The organism is Streptomyces sp. NPDC057307 (genome assembly GCF_042667665.1).
GTDB lineage: Bacteria > Actinomycetota > Actinomycetes > Streptomycetales > Streptomycetaceae > Streptomyces.
This window is the reverse complement of the sequence record NZ_JBHUZM010000197.1, coordinates 1-11,446: the sequence shown is the minus strand read 5'-3', so window position 1 is coordinate 11,446 and position 11,446 is coordinate 1. Positions and strand designations below refer to the sequence as shown.

Sequence of the window (11,446 nt, the reverse complement as noted above, 5' to 3'; positions counted from 1 at the left end):
GCGGTGAAGGACAGCCGGTCCCAGAGGCAGCCGGTCCCGAAGGCAGCCGGTCCCAGAGGCAGCCGGTCGGAGACAGGCGCCCGGAGGCAGCCGGCCGAGGACTGACAGACGAGGACGGGCGCCCCGGAGGCAGCCGGCCGAGGACTGACAGACGAGGACGGGCGGCCGAGGGCCGTGCCGTCAGGCCTTCAGCGCCTCGGCGATCGACTCGGCCGGCGGCGTCGTGGGCCTGCCCGCCAGGCGGGACAGGTCACCCGTCGTACCGACGAGGAGTCCGCGCTCGATGGCCTTGTCCACGTCCACGAGGAGCCCGGCCATCGCCTCGGGCACACCGGCTCCCGTGAGGATGCCCAGCAGGGTCTCACCGGGGACGTTGTTGTAGGTGATCGTCCGGCCGGTCTGCCGCGACAGCTCCGCCGCGTACTCGGCGAAGGACCACGCCGTGTCGCCGCACAGCTCGTACGCCTTGTTCAGATGCCCCTCGCCGGTCACCACCGCGGCTGCCGCCGCCGCGTAGTCCGCGCGGCTCGCACTGGCGACGCGGCCCTCGCCCGCCGCGGCGACGACGGCGCCGTGTTCCAGTACGGGCGCCAGGTTCTCGGTGTAGTTCTCGGTGTACCAGCCGTTGCGCAGGAAGGTGTACGGCAGCCCGGAGTCCAGGATCAGCCGCTCGGTGACCTTGTGCTCGGCGGCCAGTTCGAGGTCGGCGTCGGGGCCGCCCAGGATGCCGGTGTACGCGAGCTGTGCGACGCCCGCCGCCCGTGCGGCGTCGATGACGGCGGTGTGCTGCGGTACGCGGCGGCCGACCTCGCTGCCGGAGACCAGCAGGACGCGGTCGCCGGCCCGGAAGGCGTCCGTCAGTGTCTCGGGCCTGTCGTAGTCGGCGGTCCGCACCCGCACGCCGAGCGCCGCCAGGGGCGCGGCCTTCTCCCGGTCCCGCGCGACGGCGGTGATCTCGCCGGCCGGCACATCGGCGGTCAGCAGGGATTCGATGACGAGACGGCCGAGGTGTCCGGTCGCTCCGGTGACGACGATGCTCATGAGGCGCCCTATCCATTTCGTACGGTTTGCCAGGCTTGGCAGTGGTTCGTAACTCGCTGGATCAACGATAAGTTCCACACTTCCCGTGAGGAAGTACCCACCTTGAAGTAAGGTACCGGAATGGACGAAAGCGCTCCCGGCCCCGACGTCAACCGGCGGATGTGCCCCTCCCGGATCGTGCTGGAACATGTCACCAGCCGTTGGGGCGTGCTGGTGCTGGCCGCCCTGCTGGAGCGCTCGTACCGCTTCAGCGAACTGCGCCGCGCGGTCGACGGCGTCAGCGAGAAGATGCTCGCCCAGACCCTTCAGACCCTGGAACGGGACGGCTTCGTCCACCGCGACGCCAGGCCGGTCATCCCGCCGCGCGTGGACTACTCGCTCACCGATCTGGGCCGCGAGGCGGCCGAGCAGGTATGGGGGCTGGCGCGCTGGACGGAACGGCGGCTGGACGCGGTGTTCACGGCCCGCGAGGCGTACGACGAGGCGCGCTCGTCCGCGTCCGAGGCCGCACCCAAGGCCACGCCCACGTCGAAGCCCACACCCAAGCCCAAGCCCGCGCCCAAGTCCCCGCCCGAGCGCACGTCGAAGCCCGGATCGCGTCCCGCACCGCGGCCCGCGTCGCGGTAGTCCGCCCACGACGACGCCGGAACTCCCCGAACCCCCACGCCCTTCGCGACCGCGAACGCGGGCTCACAGCCGCGCCGTTGCACCCTCCCCGCCGGACCGGGCCCCGCTCCCCGGGTGTTCCGTCGTCTTTTCCACCGGCACAGCACACCTTTTGATGAATCATTAGAAAGTTCCAGAGATTCGTACCGAACCTCTGGACAGTCCCCACGCGGCGCTCTAATGTCTCGGCCCACCGAGACATTGTTTCGTCGCGGTAACACCGCAGCCGATCGGCGTTCCCCCCGAACGCCCTTCACCACACGAGTCTTTCCACGTCTCTCCCCCCATGGCCGGGCCACCGCCCGTCACGAGGCGCTGCGTCGATCGCCGTCACGACGGTCGTCGCACACGCACCGTGCAGCACCCCCGTCGCAGGACGGGGAAACCGGCCGGGTCACCGACTCTGCCGTGACCGCAGCTGAAGGGAAGCGACATGAAGATCCGTACGTTCATCGCGACGGCCTCGCTGGTGGCATCCGGGAGCCTGGTGGCCTTCTCCGGCTCCGCCCAGGCCGCTCTCTACACCACCTGTGTCGGCGACGGCGGGGCTGTGACCGTCAGCAACGACCTGGTCGTACCGGCCGGGAAGTCCTGCACCCTCACCGGTACGAGAGTCAAGGGCTCGGTGACGGTCGAGGCCGGCGCCGACCTCGTGGCGGCGGGCGCCACCTTCAACGGCGCGGTCAACGTCGAGGAGAACGCCTACCTCGACCTCACCGACACCACCGTCAAGGGCGCGCTGACGACCGATTCCGCGTTCGGCACGCACCTGGAGAAGAGCAACCTCAAGGCGGTCGACGCCACCGAGGGATTCGTCTACGCGGTCGACTCGACGCTCGGCGGGAACGTCAGCACCGAGGGCGGCGAGCTGTACGTCTCCGGCAGCACCCTCAACGCGGCGCTGACGGGCGAGGGCAACCAGTACACCGACGTCTACGACTCCACCGTCAAGGGCGCGCTCACCGTCAACGGGAACACCCTGGGCGGCGTGTTCTGCGCCAGCGAGGTGTACGGCGCCGCGAAGTACTCGGGCAACGCCGACAACCTCCAGATCGGCGGCGAGGGCGTGCTCGGATCCTGCGCGGGCGCCTCGTACTTCGGCGGCAACCTGGCCGTCACAGACAACACCGCGAACGCCGTGCTCGACAACGCGATCGTGCGTGGCGGACTCACCGCGACCGGCAACAACCCCGTCCTGGTCGTGGGCGAGCTGGCGCGTATCCGCGGCGCCGTCACCGGGGACACCGCCGCCGCAGGCGCGTCGTCCTCCCGCTCCGCCAAGAAGGCCGCCCCGCAGGACCGCGGCGCCGAGCTGGCCGAGAAGGCCGCCGAGCGCGCCGCCGCCGCCAAGGCCGACGCCCACGAGGCCGGCAAGTCCCGCCTCTGACGCCGAGCGGCACCCGCCGCGACACCAGCGGGTGACGGCGACCGCCCCCGTCGCCGTACCCGCGAACCCCCTCGACGCGACGGCTCGCACCGACGCCTCGACCCACCCACGCCCTACGCACCGCTCGGCGCTTCCCCTCCCGCCGGCACAGCAGTCACCCTCCGCCGTCGCGGCGCGCACCGCCGAGAGCAGCCACTCCGGCCGCGCGCGCCCCGGTTCGTACCTTCTTCTCCTCATTCCCCAGGAGTGACCGTGAGCCATATTCACAAGTCCTTCGATCGCAGGGACTTCCTGCGCGCCACCGCCGGCACCACCGTGGCCCTCGCCGCCGCCTCCGTCACCGGGGCCGCCGCGACCTCTGCCGCCGCCGCGCCGAGCAGTCTGTCCATCCCCAAGGACCGGATCGGCATCCAGCTCTACAGCATCCGCGACAAGGTCTCCTCACTCGGCTTCGCCGTCGTCCTCGCCGAGTTGGCCCGGATCGGCTACAAGGAGATCGAGTTCGCCGGGTACACCCAGAACACGTCCATCCTGGGCCGGCAGATCACCGTCCAGGAGATCCGCAAGCTGCTCGACGACAACGGACTGACCGCGGTCGGCAGCCACGTCGGCATCGGCAACTTCCGCTCCAACCTGCAGGGCGAGCTGGACGCCGCGCAGATCCTCGGGATGCCGCACGTGGGCACCGCCAACGCGCCGACGAACGTCAACACGGTCGCGGGCTACCGCGCCGCCGCCGACGAGTTCAACGTCTGGGGCGCGGCGGCGACCGCGCGCGGTCTGAAGCTCTACCAGCACAACCACGCGGGCGAGTTCGCGTTCGCCACCGACCAGCCGTCGGTGCGGCTGTACGACGTGTTCCTCAAGAACACCGACCCGCGCCACGTCTATCTGGAACTGGACATCTACTGGGCGTACGTGGGCCAGTACCGGTGGCCCGGATTCGACCCGGCGGCGTACGTGCGCAACCAGCCGTACCGCTACCCGCTGTTCCACATGAAGGACGGCGACGCCAACGCGGCGAACGCCAACGGCTTCGACATCGTCGAGTTCGGTGCCGGAGACCTTCCGTACGAGAAGTTCATCCGCGACATCGGGCCGCGCGCCTCGCACGTCGGCATCTGGGAGCAGGACACCGCGCCCAACACCCTGCCGAATCCGCCGGGTTCGCTCGGCGCGGCCGAGCGCAGCTTCACGGCACTCAAGGGACTCCTCGGCTGAGCGAGCCTCCCCCGAAGAGCACGCGAGGCGCCTCCGCGCGCGGGGGCGCCTCGCGTGTTCCACCCGCTCCTTAACCTCAGCGACCGAGGAGACGTAATCCCGTGCAACGCACCCTGAGACGCCTGATCACGGGGGTCCTGCTCGTGGCACTGCCCGCGCTGGGCGGTGTGGCCGTCGCGCCCGCCGCCCAGGCGCACCCGGGCCACGAACACGCCCTGGACTGGTCGAACTACGAGAAGGTCACCCTGACGAAGGACACCGGCGAGCCGATCGACCTCGCCGTGCTGCCCGACAACCGCGTCCTGCACACCGCCCGCAACGGCGACGTACGGCTCACCGACCCCGGCACCGGTGTCACGAAGGTCGTCAACCACGTCGACGTGTACCAGAACTCCGAGATGGGGTTGCAGACGGTCACACTGGACCCGGACTTCGCCACCAACAAGTGGGTCTACCTCTACTACTCGCCGCCGCTGAACACCCCGGCCGGCTCCGCGCCGCAGACGCTGCCCGCCGGGCAGACCGACGCGTACTGGAAGCAGTGGGAGGGGTACGACACCCTGACCCGCTTCAAGTGGACCGGCGACAAGCTCGACCTCTCCACCGCCCAGGAGATCATCCGGGTCGACGCCAACCGCGGCCAGTGCTGCCATGTCGCGGGTGATGTGGACTTCGACAGCAAGGGCAATCTCTACCTCGCGACCGGCGGCAACACCCCGGCGTCGGGCCCGAACGTCAACGGTTACACGCCGATCAACGACGCGGCGGGCTTCAACCCGGGTCTCGACGAGCGCCGCGGCGCGGGCAACACCAACGACCTGCGGGGCAAGATCCTGCGGATCGACGTCCAGGAGGACGGCAGTTACACGATCCCGGACGGGAACCTCTTCGAGCCGGGCACGGCCAAGACCCGCCCCGAGATCTTCGTGATGGGTCTGCGCAACCCCTTCCGGCTCGCCGTGGACCGCGAGACCGACGCCGTCATGTGGGGCGACTACGGCCCCGACGCCGGCACCGCCGACCCGAACCGCGGCCCGATGGGCTACGTCGAGTGGCAGACCACGACGAAGCCGCTGAACAGCGGCTGGCCGTTCTGCACCGGTGACAACACCAAGCCCTACCGGGACTTCGACTTCGCGACCCTCACGCCGGGACCCGCCTTCGACTGCGCGGCGCCGGTCAACGACTCCCGCTGGAACACCGGCCTGACCGAGCTGCCCGCGTCCGCGCCGGCCACGCTCTGGTACGGCGACCGGGACACCGACCAGCCGTGGCCCGAGCTGACCGCCTTCCGCGGCCCCGGCGGTCCGGGTGGCCAGGCCCCGATGGGCGGTCCGGTCTACCACTACGACGCGGACAACCCCTCGCCGGGCAAGTTCCCGGAGTACTGGGACGGCAAGGCGTTCATGGCGGAGTTCTCCCAGGACTACGTCGCCGCGCTCACGCTCGACGGTCCTGACGGCCCGGTGAGCAAGCTGGAGAACGTCCTGCCGAACAGCGAGCGTTCGCAGAACGGCATCCCGCAGTGGGACAACCCGATGGACCTGGAGTTCGGCCCGGACGGCGCGCTCTACGTCCTCGACTACGGCGACGGCTTCTTCCGGCAGAACCCCGACGCGGGTCTCTACCGGATCGACTACGCCGAGGGCAACAAGGCGCCCACCGCCGTGATCAAGGCCGACAAGACGTCCGGCCAGGCCCCGTTGGCGGTCTCGTTCAGCGCCACCGGGTCCAGTGACCCGGAGAACGGCGACCTCACCTACCAGTGGGACCTCGACGGCGACGGCACGTTCGACGCCACCGGACCCACGGCCAACCGCACCTATCCGGACAACGGCCAGTTCCAGGCCCGCCTCAAGGTCACCGACCCGCAGGGCAAGTCCGGGCTGTCGAGCCGTCAGATCACCGTGGGCAACACGGCGCCGACGATACGGATCACCTCGCCGCCCGACGGCGGGTTCTTCAACTGGGGCGACTCCGTGCCGTACGGCATAGCCGTCGAGGACCCGGAGGACGGCACCACGCCGGACTGCGCCAAGGCCGCCTGGACCTTCGGTCTCGGGCACAACCAGCACGGCCACCCGGTCAACAGCGGCACCGGCTGCACGGGCGGCGTTCTGACCCCGGCCGACGCGGGGCACGGTGACACCGAGAACGTCTTCGGCGTCCTCGGCATCACCTACACCGACAAGGGCGCGGGCGGCGTGCCGCCGGCCACCGGTGACGCCCAGGTCGTCCTCAACCCGGCGCTGATGCAGGGCGAGCACTACGACTCCGCGTCGGGTGTCACGATCGCGGACGACACCACCGCGTCCGGCCAGCGCAAGTTGACCTCCTTCGACGCGGGTGACTGGATCGCGTACGACCCGGTGTCGTTCGCCGGGATCAACGGGGTCAAGACCCGGGCCAGTGGCGCCGGCACGCTGGCGCTGCGCTGGGGTTCGGTGGACGCGGAGCCGTTCGCGACGGTGCAGGTCCCGGCCGGCGAGGGCTGGCAGACCGTCACCACCGCGCTGGGCAACGCCCCTTCGGGGACCGGCGAGGTCTTCGTCACCACCTCCGGCGGTGTCGAGCTGGACTCGCTGACCTTCCAGGGCGCGGGTGTCGCCGACAAGAACGCGCCCAAGGTCACCGCCACGCTCAACCCGCCCCGGCCCAACGGTGACGACGGCTGGTACACCAGCAACGTGTCGCTGGCGGTCGCGGCGACGGACAACGGGACGGTCGCCAGTCGTCAGTACTCGATCGACGGCGGTACGACATGGCTGTCGGCCAACGCGGCCGTCACGCTGTCCAGGGAGGGTGCCACGACGGTCCGTTACCGGGCGACCGACAACGGCGGCAACGTCTCCGAGGTGGGCTCGCTCACCGTACGGATCGACCGCACCGGTCCCACGGTGACGGCGACCGGTATCGACGCCGACGGCGTCTACGGGGACTCCGAGCGACCGACGCCGGTCTTCTCGGCGGCGGACGCGGTGTCCGGCGGGGCGACCGTGACGGCCACGGTGGACGGCAAGGCCGTCAACTCCGGCCAGGCGCTGGAGCTTTGGCGGCTGCCGCTGGGCAACCACGACCTCACGGTCAGGGCCCGCGACAAGGCCGGCAACACCACCACGAAGACGGTGGCCTTCACCACCCGTACCTCCTACGCGGACATCCGCGCGCTGATCACCCAGCTGCGGGCGGACGGCCTCGTCACCGCACAGGGACAGCAGCGGCTGACCGTACGGCTCGGGCAGGCCGAGGCACACGCCGACGCGGGCCGCACCAGTCAGGCCGCGGCCGTACTGGAATCGTTCGCCGGCTACACGGCCGACACCGCCCTGGTGCCGGACGGCGCGGCGGGCGCGGCCCTGGCACGGGACGCGCGGGCCCTGAAGGGAGGCGCCACCGGCTGACGCCGGGACCGACAGGGCTGCCCCGCTGCCACGCCCCGCTCTCACCGGCGGGGCAGTTCTGTGCCCGGACCCGGCTCCGGCTCCGTCGCGGGGGCCGGGCCGGGTTCCGTCAACAAGGCGGCAACTTTCGGCGATCTGTGAAAAAGTTGCCGGAAGCCGCCCGCGTACTGCCCGTTACGCCCGCGCTCCGCCCCGCGACACCTCCCGAAAGCTGTCGAAGGCGTCCAGAGGAAGTGAGCCCGTGAACATCCAGTACCGCGTGTTGAGTCTGCTGCGGGACAACGGCCCGCTGTCCCGCGCCCAGCTCGCCGACCGGCTGGAGGTTCCCCGCCCGCGGCTGCTCGGCGAACTCGACCGCATGGTCGCCGCCGGGCGGGTCAGCGAGGCGGGCCCCGCCGCGTCGCGCGGCGGGCGGCGCTCCACCCTCGTCCAGCTCGACCCCGGTCTGCGGTTCGCCGCCGTCGATCTGGGCGCCAGCTCCGTCGACATCGAGATCACCGACGGCGCGCTCGCGCCGGTGGCCGCCATCTCCGAACCCGCCGACATCCGCTCGGGCCCCGTCGCCGTGCTCGGCCGCGTCAGCGAACTGCTGCGCGCGATGGCCGACCAGGGGCACTACACCCGGCTCGACGCCATCGGCATCGGCCTGCCGGGGCCGGTCAGCTTCCGCGAGGGCGTCCCGGTCTCGCCGCCGATCATGGTGGGCTGGAACCGCTTCCCCGTACGGGACACCCTCGCCCGCGCGCACGGCTGCCCCGTCGTGGTCGACAACGACGTCAACGTGATGTCCCTCGGGGAGCAGCACAGCGGTGTCGCGAGGACCGTCGACCATCTGCTCTTCGTGAAGATCGGCAGCGGTATCGGCTCCGGCATGCAGCATCACGGCCGGATCTACCGGGGCGCGGAGGGCTGCGCCGGCGACATCGGGCACGTCCAGGTGGACGCCGAGGCGGCCGGGCCGGTCTGCTCCTGCGGGAACACCGGCTGCCTGGAGGCGTACTTCGGCGGGGTGGCGCTGGCCAGGGACGCCACGGAGGCCGCGAGGTCGGGCCAGTCGCCCGCCCTCGCCGAACGGCTCGCCGAGCGGGGGGTGTTGACCGCCGTGGATGTCGCGGAGTGCGCGGACGGCGGCGACAACACGTGCGTCAACCTCATCCGGGCCGGTGGCCACCGGGTGGGGCAGGTGCTCGCCACCCTGGTCAGTTTCATGAATCCGTCGATGATCGTGATCGGCGGCGGACTGACGGGGCTCGGCTATCCGCTGCTCGCCGAGATCCGCAGTGTCGTGTACAAACGCTCGCTGCCCCTCGCCACGGGCAATCTGCCGATCGTCATGTCCGAGCTGGGTCCGCGCGCGGGGGTCGTGGGCGCTGCGCTGCTGGCGAGCGAGCTGGCGTACGGCGAGGAGTCCTGACGGTCCCGGCCTCGCCTCCGTACGGCTCTCCGGCCGTCCCGAGTGGCAGCCCGGCACGCCGTCGGCGACCATGACCGGAGCCGGGCGGGGTAGACGCAGCAGTGGGCCCGACAGCGAGGGCCACCGGAGGAGGAGAGCCGACATGATCGATTCCGCGGACATCCGTGAATGGCGTACCCACGACGTCATCGACTCCGACGGGCGCAAGATCGGTTCGCTGGAGGCGGTCTACGTCGACACCCGTACCGACGAGCCCGCCGTGGCGACCGTGCTGGTCGGCATGCCGACCAGGCACCGGCTGGTCTTCGTGCCGCTCTCGGGAGCCGTCGTGGGGCCGGGCTACGTGCAGGTCAGGTACTCGAAGACCGCCGTGAAGGACGCGCCGTCGATGGGCACCGACGATGTGCTGCCGGCGGAGGACGAGAAGGCGGTCTTCTCCCACTACGACCTGCCGTACGAGCCGGGCCCCAGCGGCGAACGCCAGCTCGCCCGCCGCTGACGGCGCGCCGGACGGTTGGGGGCAGGCCGTACGCTTTCGCCGGTGGACGAATGGCGCGGCTTCATCACCAAGGTGCTCTACTGCACGCAGTTCAGCCCCCGGCTGGACGAGGGCGAGGCCGCCCGCGTCAACGCCCTGATCGCGAAGGGCGTGCTCGGCGACGATCCCCCGGCCCGCCGGACGCGGATGCTGACCGAGGCCCTGCGCTCGCCGGAGCGGCTCACCGACGGCGACTGGCAGCCGCACGGCGAGCCCGAGGTCCGCGCCTTCCTGGCGGCGCTGCTGACCGGGCTCGGCGCCGGCCCGTCCGCATGAGCGGCGCGGTCCTCCCGTACGGTTCCGCTCAGGGCAGCCGCGTGACGTCGGCGACGGCTCCGGTGTCCCAGTAGAACGGCCGGACCTCGGCGATCCGGCCGCCCGTGACCGTGATCGTCTGGAGGATCGGGAAGGACAGCTCACGGCCGGTGGCCCGCGCGCGGGCCCGGATCCGGGTGAGCACCACCGCGGGGCCCCCGGTCTCCCCGGTCGCGAGGAATTCCTGCTCCACCATGTCGAAGGTCTCCCACACGCCGCTCATCGCGACGAAGAACCGCTCGATGCCCTCGTGGCCGCGCCAGGTTCCGCCGTACGGCAGGGTGTCGGCCTGGTGCAGGACGACGTCGGGCGCGAAGAACGGCTCCAGTACGGCGAACGAGGCGGCGCCGGGCCCGCCTGCCGCCAGATAGCGGGCCTCGGCCGCGTACATGCCGGTGAGGACGGTGAGCGGGTCGGTCATGGCCTCGGTGGGTGGTCGTGTCATGCGCCGAGCATGCTGGGTCGCGGCGGGGCCCACCGGCGGTAATCGGACATCGAGTGCGGCCCGGCGTCTCCCGGTCCGCTCCGCCTCCGGTCTACTCGGCCTTGACGAACGCCTTCACGGCGGTGGTCGCGGCCCGTTCCACCAGGTCGACGCCCTTCTTGTACGACGGCTGCCCGTCGGACAGCACCGCGACGAGCAGGGTGTGGCCGCCGTACTCGACGCGTCCGATGCTGTTGATGTCCCACAGCTCCGTCTCGCTGCGCGGCAGCCAGCCGTTCTTCAGCGCCGGCGCGGCTCCGGGCCGCTTGCTGTCGGCGGCGGCGGATATCCCCCATCGCTGGTTCGCCTCGACCGTGCTCATCAGTGACCGCAGATAGCCGCGGGAGGGCGCGGTGAGCGGGGAGTGGGCGTCGCCGAGGACCGCTTCCAGGAGCACCATCTGGTCGGCCGCGGTGGTCCGTGTGAGGCCCCAGTGACCGTCCTTGTCGGTGCGGGTGTCCTTCAGGCCGAGGCGGTTGTTGGCGGCGTTCAGGCCGTCGGTGCCGCCGATCGCCTTCCAGAGCGCGTTCGTGGCGTCGTTGTCGCTGCTGCGGATCATCGCGGCGGCCAGCTTCTTCTGCTGCGCGGTGAGGGGCTCGCCACGGTCCTGGGCGTCGAGCAGGAGGGCCGCGAGGATGTCGACCTTGACGACGCTGGCCGTGTCGAAGGCGCCGGTTTCCTCGCCGTAGACGGCCGAGCCCCGGCCGTGCAGGTCCTCGACGGCCACGGTGTAGCGGCCGTCGCTCGCGGGCAGCGCGTCGAGCGCCTTGCTCATCGCGCTGTCGACGCCGGCCGACGTGGGCGCGGTACGGGCGGGGCCGTCGGCCGCGTGGGCGGCGGTGAGTACGGAGGCCGGCACCGCCACCGCGAGGGCGAGTCCGGCCACGGCCAAGGTCGGCAGTCTGCGGAAACTAAGCACAAACCGGACATTAGGCAATGCGGGCCCCTGAAGGCAACGTGCGTAAGGTCACACAGACAC

Annotated in this window: 9 protein-coding genes and 1 pseudogene; 7 read left to right on the top strand and 3 right to left on the bottom strand. The window is 71.2% G+C overall.

The features are described from left to right. Positions 1-180: 180 nt before the first annotated feature. Positions 181-1,041, bottom strand: a complete 861-nt coding sequence (locus ACFUN8_RS35060) for an SDR family oxidoreductase (protein ID WP_383646856.1) — start codon at positions 1,039-1,041, stop codon at positions 181-183. 120 nt (positions 1,042-1,161) lie between these two features. Between ACFUN8_RS35060 and ACFUN8_RS35055 the strand changes: the two are divergent. From ACFUN8_RS35055 to ACFUN8_RS35025, 7 genes and pseudogenes are all read left to right on the top strand, one after another. Beyond that, positions 1,162-1,533: pseudogene (locus ACFUN8_RS35055) on the top strand (winged helix-turn-helix transcriptional regulator); the annotation flags it as partial. 607 nt (positions 1,534-2,140) lie between these two features. After that, a complete protein-coding gene (locus tag ACFUN8_RS35050) occupies positions 2,141-3,094 on the top strand; it encodes a hypothetical protein (RefSeq protein ID WP_383646855.1) in 954 nt (317 codons plus the stop codon). A gap of 252 nt (positions 3,095-3,346) precedes the next feature. Next, positions 3,347-4,315 carry a sugar phosphate isomerase/epimerase family protein gene (locus ACFUN8_RS35045; protein ID WP_383646852.1) on the top strand — a complete coding sequence of 323 codons (969 nt, stop codon included), beginning with the start codon at positions 3,347-3,349 and terminating at the stop codon, positions 4,313-4,315. 101 nt (positions 4,316-4,416) lie between these two features. Further along, positions 4,417-7,716, top strand: a complete 3,300-nt coding sequence (locus ACFUN8_RS35040; protein ID WP_383646850.1) for a PQQ-dependent sugar dehydrogenase — start codon at positions 4,417-4,419, stop codon at positions 7,714-7,716. A gap of 211 nt (positions 7,717-7,927) precedes the next feature. Beyond that, complete coding sequence (locus tag ACFUN8_RS35035) at positions 7,928-9,130, top strand: ROK family protein (RefSeq protein ID WP_383646859.1); 1,203 nt, start codon at positions 7,928-7,930, stop codon at positions 9,128-9,130. Between the two features lie 142 nt (positions 9,131-9,272). Beyond that, positions 9,273-9,629, top strand: coding sequence for a PRC-barrel domain-containing protein (locus ACFUN8_RS35030; RefSeq protein WP_383646847.1), 357 nt, complete (start codon positions 9,273-9,275; stop codon positions 9,627-9,629). A 42-nt stretch (positions 9,630-9,671) separates the two neighbouring features. Then, the gene (locus ACFUN8_RS35025) at positions 9,672-9,944 is read left to right on the top strand and encodes a hypothetical protein (RefSeq protein ID WP_383646845.1); all 273 of its coding nucleotides are present in this window, start codon (positions 9,672-9,674) and stop codon (positions 9,942-9,944) included. Positions 9,945-9,972: 28 nt separating this feature from the next. On the opposite strand, the gene ACFUN8_RS35020 is transcribed toward ACFUN8_RS35025, so the two are convergent. Next, positions 9,973-10,428 (bottom strand): nuclear transport factor 2 family protein, encoded by a 456-nt coding sequence (locus ACFUN8_RS35020; RefSeq protein WP_383646843.1) that lies wholly within the window; start codon positions 10,426-10,428, stop codon positions 9,973-9,975. Positions 10,429-10,519: 91 nt separating this feature from the next. Beyond that, on the bottom strand, positions 10,520-11,386 hold the full coding sequence (locus ACFUN8_RS35015; RefSeq protein WP_383646841.1) for a serine hydrolase: 867 nt from the start codon (positions 11,384-11,386) through the stop codon (positions 10,520-10,522). Between the last annotated feature and the right edge of the window lie 60 nt (positions 11,387-11,446).

Excerpts from the sequence above, each read along its gene's own strand:
- ACFUN8_RS35060 (WP_383646856.1), bottom strand. The coding sequence starts at position 1,041 with ATGAGCATCGTCGTCACCGGAGCGACCGGACACCTCGGCCGTCTCGTC.
- ACFUN8_RS35050 (WP_383646855.1), top strand. The coding sequence starts at position 2,141 with ATGAAGATCCGTACGTTCATCGCGACGGCCTCGCTGGTGGCATCCGGG.
- ACFUN8_RS35030 (WP_383646847.1), top strand. The coding sequence starts at position 9,273 with ATGATCGATTCCGCGGACATCCGTGAATGGCGTACCCACGACGTCATC.
- ACFUN8_RS35020 (WP_383646843.1), bottom strand. The coding sequence starts at position 10,428 with ATGACACGACCACCCACCGAGGCCATGACCGACCCGCTCACCGTCCTC.